The following is an 18,401-nucleotide window of genomic DNA, read 5'->3' as shown; positions in this document are numbered from 1 at the left end:
GGGCCTGGGGTGCCCGGAAGTTCTCAGTGGACTCTCGCGCCGGCCTGGTGTTTGACGGTCAGGTCGAGCCGGACCGGCAGATCCGGCGCGTCGAGCGCCCGCCGGGCGTGGGCCACGGCGTCGCGCTCGATCCGGTCACGAATGGCGGCCAGGTCGGCGTCGAGTTCGGTGTCGACCTGGAGCGCCAGTTCGAGGCGCTCGGGGCGGCCGATCACCCGGGCGCGAGCCGACCGGACGCCGCGATAGGTCTCGACTTCGGCCTCCACCGCGTCGCTGACGGCGGGCGCGGCCAGGGTCACCCGGTCCCGGCCGCCCTCGGTCCGCAACGGCAGGTTCTTCACGCGATCGGTGCTGAACAAGATCGCCACCAGCCAGCGTACGGCGAGGATGAGCACGATCAACGCGACGACCGCCACCACCGGCCACAGCCAACGCCCGTTGTCACCGGCGTACGACCAGACTCGGTTGGCGGCCAGGAATCGCCCGGCCCTTGCATCGTCGAGGCCGCCGAAGGCGGTGACCGCGAGGCTCAGGCCGGTCGCGAGCAGGAGGAATCCGAGGATCGTCAGGACGGTGCGGTTCGTTCGATCGGCGTGCATCAGGCCCTCCTCGCGACGTTGACCGACAGCCTCGGGCGGCGGGCCAGCCGGAGCCGGTCGAGATGCGTACCCGCCGAGGCGGCCACCTCTTCGGTCAACCCGGCCGCGTCCGGCGCGGCGTCCCTAGCCGTGGCCAGCACCCGAATGCGGTTGCGGCCGACCTTGACCCGAGTCGGCGTCACCCCGTCCACCTCCTCGGTCGCCGCCGTCATGTCCTGTGCCAGACCGCGCCGGGTCACGGCGACGTCCAGATTCGGGTCGGTGCTACTCACCGGCAATCGGCGTACGCGGGACGGCCAGAACTCGAACACCAGCAACCCGAGCCCGCCCAGGGCGAGCAGCAGCCCGGTGACCTTCAGCGCCGAATCGTCCCAGCGCGTACGCCGTGCCCAGGCCAGCGCGTCCGGCCAGTCGATCAGGACCGGGCGAGCGCCGACGGCGGCCGCGATCACCTCGACGATCACCACCACGGACAGGGCGATCAGCGCCAGCGCGACGATCACGGCCAGCAGCCGGTTGACGGCTTTCCTCATCGTGCTTCCTCCACCTAGGACACTCGTGCGTGCGGGGTCTCGGTGATCAGATCGGTGACCTCGATCCGCACCTCGCCCACCTCGAGCCCGGTCAGCTCATGGATGCGTTCTCGCAGGTGCCGGCGTACCTCGGTGGTGACCTCGGCGACCGATGCCGGCCAGCGGACGCTCGCCGTCACGTCGAGGTACGCCCGGCCGCCGTCGACATGGGCCGACACCAACGGCCGCCGGTTCAAGTCCGCCCCCTGACCGCCTAAGGGCAGGCGGCTCAAACCCCGAGCCGGGCCACCGACGTCGGGCACCTCGGTCGCCAAGTACGCCGCCAGCTTCGCCACGACGTCGTCTTTGATGTGGACGGCCCCGCCGACGGGGACCGCGTCCGCCAGCTCGCTCAACGTGTCTTGCTTCTCCGGCGCGAGGGCGGCCGTCACCGCGGACTCCGCCGTTGCTGCCCGAAGCTGCCCAGCGCGCCGAGATCGAGCTCGCCGCCGAGCGCCTTGGCGACCGCCCAGCCGCCGAGCGCGAAGAGCGCCACGATCAGCATCTGGCCGAACCCGACCAGGACGACCACGAGACCCAGGATCAGGCCGACGGACGTGCCGACGATGGTTCTGGTCATGATGATCCCTTCCCCTTGCCCACTGGCCCCTTCGCCACTGGCCCCTTGGCTGCCGGCCTCTTGCCTACTGCGTCGCCGTTGGCCTCAGCGTCGGCAGCACGGTCAGCCGACGGTTCGCCGACGAGGTCGGCCACCAGCACGTCGACCCGACGTCCGCCCGCCAACGGGGCGACCGCCGCTCGCACGACCGCACCGACCTCCGGCACGGGACTGCCCCACGACGTCCGGATCTGCACCTCGATCGCGGTGTCGCCGATGCGTACGCCCGCGACCCGGCGGCCGGGCAGGTAGGTCGCCACCTCTCCCGGTGAACCGCCGTACAGGTCGACGACACCCGGGCATCGGCTCACCGCCGCCGCGATCGCGTCGACGTCCACGCCGCCGGTCAGATCGGCCGGAGCCGCCATCACGAGACCCGGTTGGGCGCACTCTGCTCGTCGTCGGGCAGGTGCACGTCGTCCACGTTGACGTTGACCTCGACCACTTCCAGCCCGGTCATCCGCTCGACCGACTGCTTCACGTTGCGCTGCACGCTGTGGCCGAGTTCAGCGATGCTCGCCCCGTAGTCGACCACGATGTCGAGATCGACCGCTGCCTGAGTCTCGCCTACCTCCACGCCGACGCCTTGCGACACGTTCGGCCCGGAACTCCCGGGAATGCGTTCCCGGAGAGCCGCGAACGCCCTCGTCGCGCCGCTGCCCATGGAGTACACCCCGGAGACCTCGCGGCAGGCCATTCCGGCGATCTTCTGCACTACGCCCTGCGCCACACTGATCTTGCCTTCCTGGGTGGTGAGGCGATCGGTGCCGGGTGTGCTCTGCTTGCCCGTCTCGGCCGGCCGAGCCGACGGCCGTTCCACTGTCTGGGTCATCGCCCTGCGCTCCTTCACTCAATGTGACGGCATGATCACGCGATGTACCCCGCCTGGACTGGTTAAACCCGCGTTTCCGCTGGCCGGAGCCGTTTCGCTAGCCCCTAGGCAGCCAGCTCTTCGTCACTCCGGCGGGCGACAAGACGCGTCACCCGGCGGGCGAGCGGACCACCACGATTTCCACCTTTTCGTGGCTGTTTTGCGCTTTAAACGCGTTTCCGACCGTACGGTGCTGTTCACCCACTTCATCACCCCTTGGGAGGACAGTGTGCGAAAACGCGTCACCCTGACCGCCATGGCCGCGCTCACCGGATCGGCGCTCGCCATGACACTCCCGGCCGCGGCCGTTCCCACGATCCGAGCAGCGGACGCCCCGTGGGTCGTCTCGGTCGGCGACTCGTACATCTCCGGCGAGGCCGGCCGGTGGGCCGGCAACACCGCCAAGAAGGCCGTGGTCGACCTCGACAAGGTCGACGCATTGGGCAAGACCGCGTACGACGACAATCCCGACGGCACCGGTGAGCTCATCGAGGGTTGCCATCGCAGCAAGTCCGCCGAGATCCATTTCGGCCGCGACACCCTTCGGCGAACCGTGAACAGCATGAACCTGGCCTGCTCCGGTGCCACCACCAGCTCGGCGTTCAGCTCGCTGTTGAGCGGTCGTCTCTTCAAGCCGGGTCTGGACTTCTACCAGGACAGTCGCGGAAACAAAGGACAGGCACAGCTGCTGAAGGAGTTCGCAGCCGGGCACAAGGTGACCATGGTCGTGGTGTCCATCGGTGGCAACGACTTCGGATTCAGCGACGTGATCACCTCATGCTTCCTCGTCTACCTGGTGCCCGGGGTCCCCCACTGCCACGCGAAGACGTCGGTGAAGGCCAAGCTCGACGCGGATGCCGTCGACAAGGTCACCAAGGCGATCGTGACGGCGTACCGCAACGTCCGCGACGCCATGCGGCAGGCCGGGTACGCCCCCGGCTCCTACACCATCATGGTGCAGAACTATCCCCAGGCGTTGCCGCCCGACGCCGCCGCGAATTACCGGTACAAGGAGGACTACAGCCGGTTGAACTCCGGCGGCTGCGGCCTGTACAACGACGACTCCGACTGGGCGACCTCCGACTTCCTCAGCGTCGTCCGGGGCGCGGTCGCCCGCGCGGTCGTCCTGTCCAAGGTGCCCGGCATCCGGACGCTGGATCTCACCCACGCCTTCGCCGATCGCCGCCTATGCGAGAAGACCGTCAAGTTGTTCGAGGACACGAAGCTGCCCAAGGGCTCCGCCGACAAGGGCGCGGACCAGCTCGAATGGATCTACGCGATCCACGCTCGGGGCGACCACCAACAGGAGTCGCTGCATCCGAACTACTGGGGCCAGCTCGCGCTGCGCAACTGCCTGCGTCAGGCGTACGGCGAGGGCAAACCGCGAAGCGGGACCTGCACGCGGATGACCGCGGGAGGGCTCAACGCGGTGAAGGAGCCGAACATGACCTTCACCCCCACCAGCCCACCCATGTATGCGACGACGCTGTTCGCCGCGACCCAGGACAGCTTCGGTGGGAACCTCGGCGGCGCCGAGCGCGACGGCATCCGCTCCCAGCTCGAATCCGGCGTACGCCAGCTCGAATTGGACGTCGTCGCCGACAACGGAACGCTGAAGGTCGGCAACGGCAAGCCGGGGTCGGGCGTCGACACGAGCGGACGAAATCCGAAGGTGTTCGACCTGGCGTCCTGGCTGGGTGTCGTCGCGTCCTGGATGGCCGATCCCGCCAACGCGTACGCCGCACCGATCACGCTGGTGCTCGATCTGCGCACCACCTTCTCCCCCGCCGACCTGTTCCGGCTCAACTCGGCGCTGCATACCGCCTTCGGCGACCGGATGCTCACCGGCGACCTCGGCGGCATACCCGTCAGCGATCTGTACGGCCGAGTGATTCCGATCCTCGCCGGGGACGCGAACGCGCGGCTTGCCTACACCCACGACCTCGCCACTGATCCGACAGTCGGCATCAACAAGTCCGGCCTCGTGATCACGGTGGAGGAAGGCCCGCAGGACACGTTGTGGTACTGGACCGGGCGCGTCGACGAGAGCGCGGGTTCGGTCACCTGGCTCAGCCACGGCAAGTACGACACCGGGCAGAGCCCTGCGGTCGTCTTGACCGACGACAACACCGTGCTGGAAGTTCATCAGTCGGAGAACCACAACACACTCTGGTACCGCCTGGGCAAGATCGATGATCACGGGCGAGTCGCCTGGCGTACGGGCCAGAAGAAGCCGTTCGACGACGGCATCCACCCGACGCTGAAGCTCCTCGACTCGTCGACGGTCGCGGAGGTCCATCGCCGCGACAGCGCCAAGCCCGAGTACGAGCTGCAGTTCGGCAGCATCGGGCCGACCTCGGTCACCTGGCACGACGAGGCGGACACCGACATCGGCTACTTCGACAACCACATCGCGTCGTCGGCCACGTGGCACATCAGCGTCACCGCTGGTTGGCTCGACAACGGCTCGAGCCGCAAAGGTCTCGCCTACCGGCTGCAACGGGTCGGCAGCGGCGCGGGACCGGTCCAGCGCGTCACCTATCCGCAGGTCGCCGGGGTGGAATGCGACCGGTCCGACAGCCGCGCCGACTGGACCGAGTTGCTGCCCTACTGCTTCTCGTTCGGCACCAGGGCCGGCACGGACGACTCGGTCCGGACCTGGGTGAAGAACATGCGCGCCTCGGGCAAGCCCGTACGCGTCTGGGGTTTCGCCGCAGCCGACGCAAAGCTCCCCATGCCGACGTTCGCCGCGACGGATCACCCGTACGCGGACTGGTATCGCCGATATCTCGCCGAGCACTACTATTCGACGTGATGAGCAGTGGCCCGGAGATCCGCACTCAACCGGGTTTCCGGGCCACCACCAGTTCCCAGGCCGACGGCAGGACCTCGATCTGGTCGAAGCCGGTCTTCTCCAGCAGCGCGGTGTAGAAGGAGACCTCGCGGAGGCGGCTGACGCAGCTGTCCACCCCGATCAGGAAGTACGACCAGAAGAACTGCATCGCCAGGCGGTCCGGCGTCCGGAACTCCTCGCAGATCAGCAGGCGGCCGCCGGGTTCGAGGGCGGCGTACGCCGACTCCACGAGCTGGCGGGCGACGTCGGCCGGCCAGTCGTGCAGTACGCGGACGAACGCCATCGCGTCGTAGCCGCCCGGCAGCGGTTCGGCGAAGAAGTCCCCCGCCACGAAACCGAGCCGCGCCGGATCGGCGCACCGCGTACGCGTCTGCTCGACGAGCAGGCCGACGGCGGGCAGGTTGAAGACGTCGACGTGCAGGTGGGGCGCGTCGGCGACGACGCTTGCTGCCAACGTGCCCGCGCCTCCGCCGATGTCGAGGAACCGTGTACGCCCGTCCCACAGGCGGTCGGCGTACCGGTGGAAGACTTCGAGGACCGGGCCGAGCCCGAGCGACATGCTGCTCTCGAACGAGGCGGTCTGCTCGTCGGTCTTCGGCGGCCAGGCGAAATCCTCGTCGGTCATCCCGACCTCGCCGCGCAGGCTGTCGGCGAGCCGTCCGTGCAGCACCCGCCACGGGTACCGATCCCGGTCCCGTTCGATCGCGTCCGGCCCGAGCGCGGCCACCGCCGCGTCCCGCAATCCGGGGACCGCCCGATACTCGGTGTCGGCGATGTCGTCACCGTCGTCGGCCCGCTGGAGCAGCCCGAGGCTCTCCAGGCAGTCGAGGAACTTGTAGAGCCGCAACGGTTTCAGCCCATGGCGCTCGGCGAGGTCGGCCAGGCGTACCGGGCCGGGTTCGAGCTCGTCCAGCAATCCCAGGTCCAGCGCGGTCTCCAGGACGTCGACCGCCTTGGCTCCGTTGAACAGCAGGCTCATCAGGGCGCGCGGGGAAACCTCGGTCATCGGTGCCACTCCTGTTCCAGGGCGTCCATGAACTCGTCGACCTCGTCGGGCGTGTTGTAGATGTGCGGGCCGAGCCGCAGGTAGCCGCGCCAGCTGCAGATCAGGTTCCGCTTCGCGAGCCGGTGTTTGACCGCTTCCCCGTCGGGGACGTCCAGGCAGACGACGCCGCCCCGGTCCGGTCCGCTCGGGCTGACGACCGGAATCCCCGCCGATGCCGCGCGGTCCAGAATCCGGGCGGTCAAGGCGAGCGAATGCGCCCGGATCTGTTCGATGCCGACGCCGGCCAGTAGATCCAGGCCGACCCGCGAAATCATGGCGGTCAGCGGGAACGGGGTGCCGCCGGCGAACCGCTGCGCCCCGGCCGCCCAGGCGGTGGCGGGCCGGAAGGACAGCGCGTGCTCGCCGGCCTGCCAGCCGGTCGCGGCCGGCTCCAGCCCGTCGGCCAGCTCCGGGCGTACGTAAAGGAACGCGGTCCCGACCCCGCACATCCACTTGTGCGAACCGCCCAGCACGAAGTCCACCCCGAGCGCGGTCACGTCCAGTGGCATCACCCCGACGCTCTGGAACGCGTCGAGGATGACCAGCGCGCCCATCTCGCGCGCCCGGCGGATCAGCCGCGGCAGGTCCAGCGTCGCGCCGGACGAGAAGCTCGCATGTGGTACGCATACCACGAGCGTCCGCTCGTCGATCCGTCGTTCCAGTTCGTCCTGATCGATCGCGGGACCGCCGTCGCCGACGATGTCGACCTCCGCCCCGAGCCGCTTCTGGGCCTGCCAGACGAACGGAATCGTCGGGAACTCCCGGTCGGTGATGACCACCCTATTGCGGGGCGGTTGGAAGGTGAGGCACGAAGCCACTCGGGAGAGCAGCGTACTGAGGTTGGCGTCGGTGACGACGCTGCCAGGTGCGGCCCCGATGAAACGCTCCAGAGTGGACACATACGCGTCGAGCTGCTCGTGCCAGCCGAACCACACGTCGTCGCGCCAAGTGCTCAGGGTCTCCCAATACTGTTCCAGCACCGCTTGAGCCCCTCGCGGCACCGCCCCGGTCGAGTTGCTGTTGAGGTAGACGCAGTCCGCCAGCAGCGGAAACTCCTGACGCAGAGTCACGTGCCCTCCCGTTCCGAGCTGAACACCGGCAGATCCCGGACGGCGGCCAGATACGGCGTGCCTTCGGTGTAACCGGTGCCTGGTCGCGTACCGAGCATCCGCACGGCGATCCGATAGTGGGTCTGCCGCCACTGCAGCAGCGCGGCGCTGAACTCCGCCATCCGGCGTTCCAGCAGCCGTTCCTGCGTTCCACCGAGGACCGCCGCCCGGTACGCCTCGGCCAGCGAGGGCTGCCCGGCGAGTACGGTGTCGCGAACCTCCGGCACCGACCGGTACGCCGCGGAGTCCAACCGGGACTGGTCAGGAGGCCGGCACAACGACTCGACCCGTTTGTAGGACCGGGACTGGATGGCGCTCGCCCCTTCGGTGTGGACGCGGAACGCCCGGAACGACTCCGGTTGCACCGTGGCCATCAACGAGAACAACGGCGCCGCCCCGTCGAGCAGCTTCCGGGCGTACGCGAGCCGCTCGGCCGCCTCGTCCGGACGTCCGGCGGTCACGTCGGCAACGGCCTGGCCGAGTTCGACGGCCAACGCGGCGAACGTCGTCTCGTAACCCTGCAACACCCGGATGAACAGGTACTCGTCGTGCACCTGGTCGACCGGCAGCATGCTCGCCGAAAGCGCCCGGCGTTCGGTGGCTTCCTGCCGGGTCAGCGCAGCTTCGGAGAGCTGAGCCGCCGCAGCCGCCGGATCGGGAGCCGCCGTCGTCAGCAGACCGAGCCGGCTCAGCGCCGGGGCGAAGGCGCGTACGCCCAGCCGATAGCGCTTGGTCACGAGCTTCAGGCCGGGCCTTTGCCGGGGCAGCAGCTCGGTCGCCCCGGACGCGGCGGCCAGCTCGAACTGGAGGGCGTCGGCGATCAACTGCACGGTCAGCTCGTCGTGCCGGCGGCGTACGGAGTCGACGTCGTCGGGCAGCCGCAGCAGGCTCAGCCCGAGATAGGTCTGGTAGTCGTAGCGCCCGTCGAACTTGTCGAGCACCACGTCCAGGAAGTCCCGCAGGAAGCGGTCGGCGGCCGGGGCTCGGGCCGGCGCCAATGCCGTCCGCCGGGCCTGATCGAGCTGGACCAGTAGCTCTTTGGCCACGAAGTGCTTACCGGTACGCCGGAACTCCGCCCCGACGGCGTCGTACGGGAACGTGTCCGGACGGCGGTCGCCGGACAGCCACGATGCGAGCTCACGCACCGGCGTGGCCGCCGAGAACCCGGAGCTGCCAGAGTTCCGGGAAGAAGCGGTAGTCGATCAGCTTCGCCAGCCAGTCCGCCGGGCTGTTCGGCGTACCGGTCATGCCGTGGCCGCCGATGCGGATGGCGATCGTGTAGTGGCGTACGCGCCACAGGGCCACTCGCTCGTCCCAGTCCACCATCGCCTCGGCGAGCCGGTACGCCGGATCGGTGTCGACGCCCGGATACAGCGTCGCCGGGTCGACCTCCTGGCGGCCGAGGTACGCCTGGAACGCCTGACCGAGCCGGCGGCTGGCCTTCTGCGCGTCGCGCCACCCGGGCGACTCCGCGCCGGAGCCGTTGCCCAGCGCCGGTTTCATCGCCTCGAAGTCGGCCGGTTTGAGGAACCGGAACATCTCGAGCTGATCGGTCACCAGCCGGATCGCCAGGGACGCCCGGCCGAGCAGCAGCTCCGCGCCGATCGGATCGTCCTTGCCGACCAGCACGGCCGCCTCGTCGATCTCGGCGACCGCGAGCTTGAGCCAGAGTTCGCTGGATTGATGCACTACTTGGAAGAGCAACTCGTCCCGGTGAACCACGTCGTCGGGGTGCCGCTGCAGGCTGAGCAGAGTGTCGAGGCGCATGTAGCGCGCGTAGTCGGTGTCGCCTTCGCCGGGTAGTTCAGGTGAGGTGTGCCGCTTCACCGAGCGTCCTTCCGTCGGGCCGGATGACTGCGCCCGGCCAACGTAAGGACACATAGGACCATTGAGCTGTCTGTATGTCAACCTTTCCGGAACGGTTGCGTCGTCAACGATCCGCGTCGGGGTCACCCGCTGTGAGCCGGAGGGTGTAGCCGGTCGCGTCCCGATCCATGGCGACGTGGTCGCACAACTGGTGGCTCAGCCACAGGCCAAGACCACCGGGATCGGCGTCCGGCAGCGGGAGCAGCCCGGCGTACGGGTCCTCGGGTCCGGCGCCCTGGTCGGTGACGGTCAGTACCAGGCGATGTGACGAGATCCACAGGCGTACGCGGACCGGCCCGCGCCCGTGCCGGATCGCGTTGGTCACGCCCTCGCTGACGGCGACCATGAACCCACCCAGCTTCGCTCCGGCCCACGTCAGACCGTGGGGGACGACGGAGCGCACCGCCGACCGGACGGCCGCCGGGGTCGGGTCCACCAGCGTCCACACCGGAGTCCGGCGCAGCAACGGGTCGGCCGTGACGACGCGTGGTTCCGCCAAGTAGGTCGCCGGATCGAGATAGGTGTCGTTCGAGGTGTGCTCGCCGTTCGGCCCGGCGGTCCGGGGGTGCGTACGCCGGACGTCGGCCAGCACGGCGGGCGGCGTCGCCGGAGTCCCGTACGCGCAGATGCTCCACAACGGAAATTCGGCGTACGCGTGGTTGATGGCCGATTCGTAGCGGGCCCACCAGTCCCAGGTCGCGCCGAACGCCGAGGAGGCCAGTTCGCCGAGGATCCGGACCTGCTGCGCGCCCTGCTCCGCGAGACGGGTCAGGATCCGGCGGTACTCCGCGATCGCCGCGGCCGGGCGGGCGTACAAGTCGGAGGTCAGGTAGCTGATCTCGCGGTCGCCGGCCGTGGCCCGCCGGACGAGGTCGGCATGCGGTCCACCGAGCGCCACCAGGGTCGGCTCTCCCGCCGCGACCCCGTCCCGGAGGAACGGCACCGCGATGTCGAGGAACTCCCGGTCGGACCGGTACACGGCGGCCTCGTGGAAGTACCCGGTGTGCCCGGCCGCGGCTCCGGTCCGCATGCGATCACCTCCAGACCGGTCCGAGGCTACCTACCCCGTTCCGCCGGCCCGTCAAACGATCTATTACGGGTACGCCCGAAACTCAACCTCTCGACGTCAGTCCCTGAATGTGATGAGCTTATGGTTCATTACGGATCGGCCCGAAACTACCTCACCGTATTGGAGAGAACCCGTTGCGACGTCGAACCCTGCTCCTGACCACCCTCGCCGCTCCGCTCGCCGCGACCTGGCCGGCCGGCCTCGCCTCGGCGGCCGACGATCTCGCCCCTGGCACGATCACCGACCTCGGGCCCGCGTCTGAGGTCACCTCCGTCAACGGCGCGGAACTCATCGACGGCACCATCTACACCGCCACCGGCGGGGTCTCCCCGACCGTCGTCGGTGCGTACGCCCTCGCCGATCAGCGCGTCGACCGGCGGTACGAACTTCCGACGGGCGGCGGCGCGTGGGCGACCGCCTCGGTCGGCACCGACCTGTACGTGGGCACCTACACGCCGGGCGATCTCTACCGCATCGACACGACGTCGGCCACGGTGTCGACCGCCGTCACCAAGGTCGCAAGTGTCTCGCCCGACTCGTTCATCTGGGCGCTGGCCGCCTCGCCGGACGGCAAGCTGTACGGCGGGACTTACCCGGGCGGCCGGGTCTTCGAATACGACCCCGCCACCGGCGTGAAACGGGACTACGGCGCGGCCGTGCCCGGCGAGCAGTACGTACGAAGCATCGCGGTGGACGCCACCACGATCTACGCGGGCGTCGGCTCGCACGCGCACCTCATCGCGATCGACCGGGCGACCGGGGCCCGCCGCGAGATCCTGCCGCCCGCGTACGCCGATCGCACGTTCGTCGCCACTTTGGAACTGAAGGACGGCATCCTCGCCGCCGGGCTGTCCGCGACCGGCACGATGCTCCTGATCGACACCGCCGACCCGACTCGCTACGAAGTCGTGCAGACCAACGACAACTACGTCACCGCGATCGCGATCGACTCGGCTCGCAACGACGTGTACTTCGGCACCCGGCCGTCGGGCACCTTGCGCAAGTACGACCGGGACACCGGCGAACTCAGCACGCTGGCCGTTCCTTACGACGGCGCGGCCTTCGGCCGGATCTTCGTCACCGGCGACCGACTGCGGGGCGTCGTCACCAACACGATCGTCACCTACGACCTGACCACCGGGGCGCTCAGCGGAGTCGACCTGACCGAGGCGGGTATGCCGCCCGCGCCGGAACTGGCGATGGCGATCACGACGGACGGTCCGCGGGTGTACGTGTCCGGCAAGGCCGGCGTACAGGTGCACGACCTCGTCGCCGGGACCTCCGAGCGCCGTTTCCTGCCCGGTGAGGCCAAGGCGATGACGCCCGTCGGCGGGGACATCTGGCTGTCGGTCTACACCTTGGCGTACTTGTTCAAGATGTCACCCGACGGCGATCCCGAGCGGGTGGCGACCATCGGGCACGACCAGACCCGGCCGCTCGACGCCGTCTACTCCCCCGCCGACAAGCTCCTCGTCGTCGGCACCGAACCCGAGTACGGCCGGTATGGCGGAGCGGTGGCTCTCTTCGATCCACGGACCGGCGCGCTCGACGCGTACCGGGACGTCATCCCCGATCAGTCGATCCGTTCCGTCGCCGTCAAACACGGTACGGCGTACCTGGGCGGGAGCATCAACAACGGACTCGGCACGACACCGCGTACGACGCAGGCACACCTCGCGGGCTTCGATCTCGCCACCCGGACGAAGACCTGGGACATCGTCCCGGTGCCCGGCGCGACCCAGATCGTCAGCCTCACCGCGACGGGCGACCGCGTCATCGGTCTCACCGAGACCGGCGTCCTGTTCGCCGTCGACCCGGCTCGGCGGGCGGTCGTCGCGACCGTTTCGGTGATCGCCGGGCAGGGGCGGATGGTGCGGGTCGGCGATGTCGTCTACGGCACCACCGGCAAAGACGTCTGGCGGCTCGATCCGGCGACGATGACCGTCAGCACGTTCGTCACCGGCCTGAACAACCAGTGGTACGGCGGATCTGCTCTGCTCGCCGCCGCTCCCGACGGTTCCGCCCTGTACACGTTGCGCGGGCGGAACCTAGTCCGCATCCAGCTCTGAGGTCCTTCCAGCCAGATCAGGGAAATGCAGCCTTCCCGAGCTTGGGAAGGCTGCATTTCCTTGATCTGGCGCCTAGCGCGTCGCCGACGGATGGAACGCGTCAGCTCACGGTGACCCGGAAGACATTCGGGCCGTCACCGAGGAACAGCCGCCCGTCCGGGTGCACGGCGAGGAACTCCGCCCGGCGGTCGAGCAGCTGGGTCGGCGTACCGGTGGCGAGGTCCACCTGGACCAGCAGGTGGCCGTTGACCAGGGCGTACAGGACGTTGCGGGTGGCGTCGTAACCGAGCCGGCCTCGGCTGTCCGCCACGCCGGGTGCGAGCTGGATGCGCTGGACGACCGTCCGCGACGCGACGTCGACGGCGAACAGCTGCCCGCCCGCCAGGCCCCACAGCTTCCCGCTGCCGTCGAGGGCCAGCGCCGGGATCGCGGTCGCGCCGGGCACCGGCACGAACTCGAACGCCTTGCTGTCGCTCGCGACGTCCCAGCCGAACAGCCTCGCCTCGGTCTGGGTGGGCGGCGGCACGCTGTACCCACCGTCCTTCGAGGTGCCACCCACGATCAAGCCCGACTGGTACGCCAGACTGACGATCGAGGAGTCGGTCACCACTGGACGGTGCACTGTGGATGCACCGGTCGCCTTGTCGACGATGGCGAGCGCACCGCCGAGGGTGGTGTTCGGCATCGTCCCGTACGCCACCTTGTCTCCAGCGTCGGTCAGCGCTCGGGCGCGTACCTGGTCGTAGGACTTGAGGTCGACGAGCTTCACCGGGTTCTCCGGCGTGCCGGCCGGGCCGGGCGAGTATTCGGAGCTGCTCCACGCCTTCCCGAGGTCGTAGCGGTAGAGCCGCGAGTCCGGGTATGCCCCCAGATACACCTGGTCGCCCACCTCCAGCACGCTTTCCACCTGGGAGAACCGTTGGAAGTCGGCTTTACCGGAGTTCGGGTCGATCCTGGCCAGGCCGCCGTTGAGGTAGCCACCGGCGTACACCGTGCCGGACGCCCCCGTGCTCAGGGCGGCGAGCGGGATCGGCTCGCCCGGCACGTCCGTCCGCACCACGTCCGACTTGCCGGTCAGCGGGTTGTAACGGAACATCTCGCCCCGCCAGAGCAGGCCGACGAGCGTACGCCCCGGCCAGTCCCGGTCGGCCAGGCTCACCCAGCCGATGCCGCGGTTGTTGACCACCCGGCCGGCGAAGGACAGTCCAGTGTCGACGAACTGCCTTGTCTCCGGCTGGTATCCGGTGAGGTGACCGGCCCGGGTGAGGTAGACCATCCCCTTCGGACCCGGCTGAGACACGTCGAGCCCGGCGACGTCGGCGATGAGATCGGTCCAACGCCCGGCGACCGTGTCGTAGACGCCCAGCTTGCCGTTGATGGCCGAGCCGTACCGGGCGTACACCCGGCCGTCGTACGCGTTGAGGTCGTACACGGTCAGCCCGGTGCCGCTGCTCAGCCCGTCCGGCAACGGCAGCTCCCGGCGTACGCCGGTGGCCGCGTCGATCTCGAACAGATGCGCGTCGGGCTGCGTACCGGCGTAGATCTTGCCGTTCGCGACCGCGATGCTGCGGACGTACTGCACACCCGGAAGCACCTGGCCGTAATCCCGGGTGTTCCCGGTCGCCGGGTCGTACGCGAACACGCGCCCACCCGGATAGGTCCCGCCATAGACGATCCCGGCGGCGTCGACGGACAGCCGCCAGATGTAGGTCTCGGACGGCAACGGGCGGCCGAGGTTCTCGATCGGGCTGTCCTTGCCGGGCTTACGCCGGTAAAGATCGCCGGTGCCGTACGCGCCGACGTAGATCGTGCCGTCCGGTGTGGCCGCCACTGCGTACGAGCCGGGTGCTCCGGTCAGTTCCTGCACGGACACGGTCTTGCCGGTCGCCGGATCGATCGCGGCGAGGTGAGCCGGTTCGCCGGAGACCGCCGACCACAGCACCGGCCGTCCGTCCGGGCCGGGCGCGACGATGCCGCCGATCATCAGCACGTCGCGCAACGGGATGCCGAGTTCGTCGACGGTGACCGAAGTGGTCATTGTTTCGGCTTGCGCGGCCGGTGGGCCGCTGAGGGTGAGGGCTGTCGCTGCCACCGCCACATATGCGGTGAACCGGCGAACGAGGGACATGGGGCTGCCTGCTTCCTGCCGGTAGGGCCGTCGGCAATGCCGTCGGCTCGGGTTGAGGGCGTTTCCGATATCTGCCGTACGGAGCCGGCCGCAGGCGATCTGTGCGTTGAATCGCCATTACGGCCCTGGCCGTAATCAGACTAGCGGGCCGACGAAGACCTGTCGATCATCATCTTTGCCGCGGGCGGCGGCGTGAGTGCGCGGCCGATCCCGGGTAAGCGGAGCAGCATGGCCAACAAGTACGAGCTGAATCCGGACGCGGTGACCTTCGCCCGCGAGCTGATCGACTCCCGCCGGTACGTGCTCGACAGCGACTGGGGCGAAGTCCAGCCGAAGGCCGACGCGCAGAACGCCTACCTGGACAAACACGGCTGGGACGAGTACGCCGCCTGGCATCTCGGGCTGACCGTCGGCACGAACGACGAGACCAAGGCCCGGTACGCCTTCGTCTACGGCGACTTCCGCCGCCTCCACCGGACCGGGTTGATCGCGTGCGTCTACCGGGCCTCGGAGTTCCGGCACAAGGACGTCGAGCTGGCCGCGCACGAATTGCTGCAGTACCTGGACGCGAAGAGCGGCTAGTCCCGTGGAGTACGCGCGCCGGTGAGCTTTGTGCGTTAAGTTGACTTGTTCCAGTTAATTCCGTTTCGCGGAGGAAGCAATGAGCGACACCCAACGCCCCGGCAAGGTCGCGTCCGATTCGGTGACCGCACAAGGCAGCGAGAGCGAGAACCCCGCGATCGATTCGCCGACCCCCAAGACCGGCGGCCGTCCGCGTACCAACCGTGACTGGTGGCCCAACCAGCTCGATCTCTCGGTTCTCCACGCCCACTCGTCCAAGAGCAACCCCCTCGGGACGAGCTTCAGTTACGCCCAGGAGTTCGCCAAGCTCGACGTCGAAGCGCTCAAGCGGGACATCGTCGAGGTGCTCACCACGTCGCAGGACTGGTGGCCGGCCGACTTCGGCCATTACGGCGGCCTGATGATCCGGATGAGCTGGCACGCCGCGGGCACGTACCGCATCCAGGACGGCCGGGGCGGGGCCGGCGACGGCGGTCAGCGGTTCGCACCGCTGAACAGCTGGCCGGACAACGCCAACCTCGACAAGGCCCGGCGGCTGCTGTGGCCGGTGAAGCAGAAGTACGGCCAGCAGATCTCCTGGGCCGACCTGTTGGTGCTCGCCGGCAACGTCGCGTTGGAGTCGATGGGGTTCCAGACGTTCGGCTTCGGCTTCGGCCGCGAGGACGTCTGGGAGCCCGAGGAGATCTTCTGGGGGCCGGAGGACGCCTGGCTCGGCGACGAGCGCTACGTCTCCGAGAAGGAGATGATCGGCGGCGTCGGCGCGACCGAGATGGGCCTCATCTACGTCAACCCCGAAGGACCGCAGGGCAACGGCGATCCGCTCGCGGCGGCCGCGTTCATCCGCGAGACGTTCCGCCGGATGGCGATGAACGACGAGGAGACGGTGGCCCTGATCGCGGGCGGCCACACCTTCGGCAAGACCCACGGGGCCGGAGTCGCGGCCGACCACGTCGGCCCCGAGCCGGAAGGTGCACCACTGGCGAACCAGGGCCTCGGCTGGCTGAGCACGCACGGCACCGGCAAGGGCGCCGACACGATCACCAGCGGTCTCGAGGTGACCTGGACGGACCGGCCGACCCAGTGGAGCAACCGCTTCTTCGAGATCCTCTTCGCGTACGAGTGGGAGCCCGCGACGAGCCCCGGCGGGGCGAAGCAGTGGGTCGCGAAGACCACCGACGCGATCATCCCGGACGCGTACGACCCGGCGAAGAAGCACTTGCCGACGATGCTCACCACCGATTTGTCGCTGCGCTTCGATCCGGCGTACGAGCAGATCTCCCGCCGTTTCCTCGCGAACCCGGACGAGTTCGCGCTGGCCTTCGCCAAGGCCTGGTACAAGCTGTTGCACCGGGACATGGGCCCGGTGAGCCGCTTCCTCGGCCCGTGGGTGCCCGAGGCGCAGCTGTGGCAGGACCCGGTGCCGGCGGTCGACCACGAGCTGGTCGGCGACGCGGACATCGCGGCGCTCAAGGCGAAAATCCTCGACTCCGGCCTCACCACCGCGCAGCTGATCTCGACCGCGTGGGCGTCCGCCGCGAGCTTCCGCTCGACCGACAAGCGGGGCGGGGCGAACGGCGCGCGGCTGCGACTCGAACCGCAGCGGAACTGGGAGGTCAACCAGCCCGCCGAGCTCGCGCCGGTGCTGTCCACGTTGGAGGGACTTCGGGACGAGTTCAACCGGGCCGGCGGGGCGAAGATCTCGCTGGCCGACCTGATCGTGCTGGCCGGGTCGGCGGCCGTGGAGAAGGCGGCCAAGGACGCCGGAGTCCCCGTGACCGTGCCGTTCCGGCCGGGGCGCACCGACGCCACCCAGGAACAGACCGACGTCGAGTCGTTCTCAGTGCTCGAACCGCGGGCCGACGGCTTCCGCAACTACCTGCGGCCGGGCGAGAAGACGATGCCGGAGGTCCTGCTCATCGACCGGGCGTACATGCTGAACCTGACGGCGCCGGAGATGACCGTGCTGCTGGGCGGCCTGCGTACGCTGGGCGCGAACTTCGGTGGCAGCGCGCACGGCGTCTTCACCGACCGGCCCGGTGTGCTCACCAACGACTTCTTCGTCAACCTGCTGTCGCCCGGCACCCGGTGGAAGGCGTCGGAGTCCGACGAGCAGGTCTACGAGGTCCGTGACGTCAGCACCGACCAGGTGAAGTGGACGGCCACCCCGGTCGACCTGATCTTCGGCTCCAACTCGCAGTTGCGTGCCCTCGCCGAGGTGTACGCCGGCCAGGACGCCCGGGAGAAGTTCGTGACCGACTTCGTCGCGGCGTGGACGAAGGTGATGGAGCTCGACCGGTTCGACCTGGCCTGAGTTCTCCCACGTACGCAGCCCGGCCCGGCCGCACCCCGCGAGGGGTGCGGCCGGATTCAGTTCGCTATCAACGCTCCGACGATGGCGGTCGCCTGGTCGAGCGCCTCCGGCCCGACGTTGCCGAACGGATCGCCGAGCGCGGCGACCGGAAGCCACTGGACGAGTTCGGGAAGCAGCGTCCCGGGCGGGTCCGCCACCGCGACGACCAGCGGCAACGTGTCGTCGACGACGGTGCCGGGGACATAAGGGCAGCACACGACCCGCGCCGTACGCGCCTGCAGGTGCATCGAGTTGGACAGCACCGCCACCATCAGCTCGCTGGGAGTGTCGGCCCGGGGCATGACGTCGCCGGGCCGGATCACAGGCCGGACGTCCGGTTCGCCTCGTAGACCTTCGCGGCATAGTCGTCGATGCCGAGCGCCGGTACGCTGCGCGCGGTGTACGCCGCCAGCGCGAGCCGCAGATGCTCGTTCCGCAGCGCGCGCTCGATCAGCTCCGACCGGTTCAGGCCCAGCTCGCGGGCATCGGCGTCGGCGTCGGTCAGCACCTTCGCGTCGACGGTCGCCGAGATCTTCTCCTTGGGCATACCGTTATCCTACCAACGATCCCACCCCTCTTCGCTGCTGATCTTCGCGCGTACCTCCTCGGCGCGCGCGTGGCCCAGGCCGTCCAGCCGGTCGGCCGCGCGCCGCCAGGAGCGCTCCGCC

Annotated in this window: 18 protein-coding genes; 4 read left to right on the top strand and 14 right to left on the bottom strand. The window is 69.2% G+C overall.

What is annotated here, in order from left to right; genetic code table 11:
* Nucleotides 1-23: 23 nt before the first annotated feature.
* Genes amaP through HOV77_RS15210 form a run of 6 tightly spaced genes read right to left on the bottom strand, consistent with a single transcriptional unit; the run spans nucleotide 24 to nucleotide 2,622 of the window.
* On the bottom strand, nucleotides 24-599 hold the full coding sequence (amaP, locus tag HOV77_RS15235) for an alkaline shock response membrane anchor protein AmaP (RefSeq protein ID WP_290862702.1): 576 nt from the start codon (nucleotides 597-599) through the stop codon (nucleotides 24-26).
* The gene (locus tag HOV77_RS15230; RefSeq protein WP_290862700.1) at nucleotides 599-1,132 is read right to left on the bottom strand and encodes a DUF6286 domain-containing protein; all 534 of its coding nucleotides are present in this window, start codon (nucleotides 1,130-1,132) and stop codon (nucleotides 599-601) included. The genes amaP and HOV77_RS15230 overlap by 1 nt, the downstream gene beginning before the upstream one ends.
* Before the next feature lie 14 nt (nucleotides 1,133-1,146).
* Nucleotides 1,147-1,563, bottom strand: a complete 417-nt coding sequence (locus HOV77_RS15225) for an Asp23/Gls24 family envelope stress response protein (protein WP_290862698.1) — start codon at nucleotides 1,561-1,563, stop codon at nucleotides 1,147-1,149.
* A complete protein-coding gene (locus HOV77_RS15220) occupies nucleotides 1,560-1,751 on the bottom strand; it encodes a hypothetical protein (RefSeq protein ID WP_290862696.1) in 192 nt (63 codons plus the stop codon). Before HOV77_RS15220 ends, HOV77_RS15225 begins: the two co-directional genes overlap by 4 nt.
* On the bottom strand, nucleotides 1,748-2,158 hold the full coding sequence (locus tag HOV77_RS15215) for a hypothetical protein (protein WP_290862694.1): 411 nt from the start codon (nucleotides 2,156-2,158) through the stop codon (nucleotides 1,748-1,750). The genes HOV77_RS15220 and HOV77_RS15215 overlap by 4 nt, the downstream gene beginning before the upstream one ends.
* The gene (locus HOV77_RS15210) at nucleotides 2,158-2,622 is read right to left on the bottom strand and encodes an Asp23/Gls24 family envelope stress response protein (RefSeq protein WP_290862692.1); all 465 of its coding nucleotides are present in this window, start codon (nucleotides 2,620-2,622) and stop codon (nucleotides 2,158-2,160) included. The genes HOV77_RS15215 and HOV77_RS15210 overlap by 1 nt, the downstream gene beginning before the upstream one ends.
* Nucleotides 2,623-2,890: 268 nt before the next feature.
* Between HOV77_RS15210 and HOV77_RS15205 the strand changes: the two genes are divergently transcribed.
* Nucleotides 2,891-5,476: a hypothetical protein gene (locus HOV77_RS15205; RefSeq protein WP_290862690.1), complete on the top strand. Its 2,586-nt coding sequence runs from the start codon at nucleotides 2,891-2,893 to the stop codon at nucleotides 5,474-5,476.
* 25 nt (nucleotides 5,477-5,501) lie between these two features.
* Here HOV77_RS15205 and HOV77_RS15200 read toward each other — a convergent pair whose 3' ends face one another.
* From HOV77_RS15200 to HOV77_RS15180, 5 genes are all read right to left on the bottom strand, one after another.
* Nucleotides 5,502-6,521, bottom strand: coding sequence for a methyltransferase (locus HOV77_RS15200; protein ID WP_290862688.1), 1,020 nt, complete (start codon nucleotides 6,519-6,521; stop codon nucleotides 5,502-5,504).
* Nucleotides 6,518-7,630, bottom strand: a complete 1,113-nt coding sequence (locus HOV77_RS15195) for an aminotransferase class V-fold PLP-dependent enzyme (protein ID WP_290862687.1) — start codon at nucleotides 7,628-7,630, stop codon at nucleotides 6,518-6,520. The genes HOV77_RS15200 and HOV77_RS15195 overlap by 4 nt, the downstream gene beginning before the upstream one ends.
* Nucleotides 7,627-8,814, bottom strand: a complete 1,188-nt coding sequence (locus HOV77_RS15190) for a hypothetical protein (protein ID WP_290862684.1) — start codon at nucleotides 8,812-8,814, stop codon at nucleotides 7,627-7,629. Before HOV77_RS15190 ends, HOV77_RS15195 begins: the two co-directional genes overlap by 4 nt.
* Nucleotides 8,807-9,496, bottom strand: coding sequence for a tryptophan 2,3-dioxygenase family protein (locus tag HOV77_RS15185; RefSeq protein ID WP_290862682.1), 690 nt, complete (start codon nucleotides 9,494-9,496; stop codon nucleotides 8,807-8,809). Before HOV77_RS15185 ends, HOV77_RS15190 begins: the two co-directional genes overlap by 8 nt.
* Before the next feature lie 103 nt (nucleotides 9,497-9,599).
* Nucleotides 9,600-10,565: an anti-sigma factor RsbA family regulatory protein gene (locus tag HOV77_RS15180; protein WP_290862680.1), complete on the bottom strand. Its 966-nt coding sequence runs from the start codon at nucleotides 10,563-10,565 to the stop codon at nucleotides 9,600-9,602.
* 173 nt (nucleotides 10,566-10,738) lie between these two features.
* Between HOV77_RS15180 and HOV77_RS15175 the strand changes: the two genes are divergently transcribed.
* Nucleotides 10,739-12,673, top strand: a complete 1,935-nt coding sequence (locus tag HOV77_RS15175; RefSeq protein ID WP_290862678.1) for a hypothetical protein — start codon at nucleotides 10,739-10,741, stop codon at nucleotides 12,671-12,673.
* A 100-nt stretch (nucleotides 12,674-12,773) separates the two neighbouring features.
* On the opposite strand, the gene HOV77_RS15170 is transcribed toward HOV77_RS15175, so the two are convergent.
* On the bottom strand, nucleotides 12,774-14,801 hold the full coding sequence (locus HOV77_RS15170; protein ID WP_290862676.1) for a hypothetical protein: 2,028 nt from the start codon (nucleotides 14,799-14,801) through the stop codon (nucleotides 12,774-12,776).
* 228 nt (nucleotides 14,802-15,029) lie between these two features.
* Here HOV77_RS15170 and HOV77_RS15165 point away from each other — a divergent pair, with 228 nt between their 5' ends.
* The gene (locus HOV77_RS15165) at nucleotides 15,030-15,383 is read left to right on the top strand and encodes a hypothetical protein (protein WP_290862674.1); all 354 of its coding nucleotides are present in this window, start codon (nucleotides 15,030-15,032) and stop codon (nucleotides 15,381-15,383) included.
* Nucleotides 15,384-15,462: 79 nt separating this feature from the next.
* Nucleotides 15,463-17,694 carry a catalase/peroxidase HPI gene (katG, locus tag HOV77_RS15160; protein ID WP_290862672.1) on the top strand — a complete coding sequence of 744 codons (2,232 nt, stop codon included), beginning with the start codon at nucleotides 15,463-15,465 and terminating at the stop codon, nucleotides 17,692-17,694.
* A 56-nt stretch (nucleotides 17,695-17,750) separates the two neighbouring features.
* On the opposite strand, the gene HOV77_RS15155 is transcribed toward katG, so the two are convergent.
* Together HOV77_RS15155 and HOV77_RS15150 are read right to left on the bottom strand one after the other, a co-directional pair.
* Nucleotides 17,751-18,056: a hypothetical protein gene (locus HOV77_RS15155; RefSeq protein ID WP_290862670.1), complete on the bottom strand. Its 306-nt coding sequence runs from the start codon at nucleotides 18,054-18,056 to the stop codon at nucleotides 17,751-17,753.
* Nucleotides 18,053-18,280 (bottom strand): ribbon-helix-helix protein, CopG family, encoded by a 228-nt coding sequence (locus HOV77_RS15150; RefSeq protein ID WP_290862668.1) that lies wholly within the window; start codon nucleotides 18,278-18,280, stop codon nucleotides 18,053-18,055. Before HOV77_RS15150 ends, HOV77_RS15155 begins: the two co-directional genes overlap by 4 nt.
* Between the last annotated feature and the right edge of the window lie 121 nt (nucleotides 18,281-18,401).

The organism is Hamadaea sp. (assembly GCF_013362815.1).
Taxonomy (GTDB): Bacteria; Actinomycetota; Actinomycetes; order Mycobacteriales; family Micromonosporaceae; genus Hamadaea.
This window is presented reverse-complemented; position numbering and strand designations above follow the sequence as displayed.

Bases quoted from the DNA above. Each gene is read 5' to 3' on its own strand.
- HOV77_RS15180 (WP_290862680.1), bottom strand. From the start codon at position 10,565: ATGCGGACCGGAGCCGCGGCCGGGCACACCGGGTACTTCCACGAGGCC.
- amaP (WP_290862702.1), bottom strand. From the start codon at position 599: ATGCACGCCGATCGAACGAACCGCACCGTCCTGACGATCCTCGGATTC.
- HOV77_RS15200 (WP_290862688.1), bottom strand. From the start codon at position 6,521: ATGACCGAGGTTTCCCCGCGCGCCCTGATGAGCCTGCTGTTCAACGGA.
- HOV77_RS15170 (WP_290862676.1), bottom strand. From the start codon at position 14,801: ATGTCCCTCGTTCGCCGGTTCACCGCATATGTGGCGGTGGCAGCGACA.
- HOV77_RS15150 (WP_290862668.1), bottom strand. From the start codon at position 18,280: ATGCCCAAGGAGAAGATCTCGGCGACCGTCGACGCGAAGGTGCTGACC.
- HOV77_RS15210 (WP_290862692.1), bottom strand. From the start codon at position 2,622: ATGACCCAGACAGTGGAACGGCCGTCGGCTCGGCCGGCCGAGACGGGC.
- HOV77_RS15230 (WP_290862700.1), bottom strand. From the start codon at position 1,132: ATGAGGAAAGCCGTCAACCGGCTGCTGGCCGTGATCGTCGCGCTGGCG.
- katG (WP_290862672.1), top strand. From the start codon at position 15,463: ATGAGCGACACCCAACGCCCCGGCAAGGTCGCGTCCGATTCGGTGACC.
- HOV77_RS15215 (WP_290862694.1), bottom strand. From the start codon at position 2,158: ATGGCGGCTCCGGCCGATCTGACCGGCGGCGTGGACGTCGACGCGATC.
- HOV77_RS15220 (WP_290862696.1), bottom strand. From the start codon at position 1,751: ATGACCAGAACCATCGTCGGCACGTCCGTCGGCCTGATCCTGGGTCTC.
- HOV77_RS15165 (WP_290862674.1), top strand. From the start codon at position 15,030: ATGGCCAACAAGTACGAGCTGAATCCGGACGCGGTGACCTTCGCCCGC.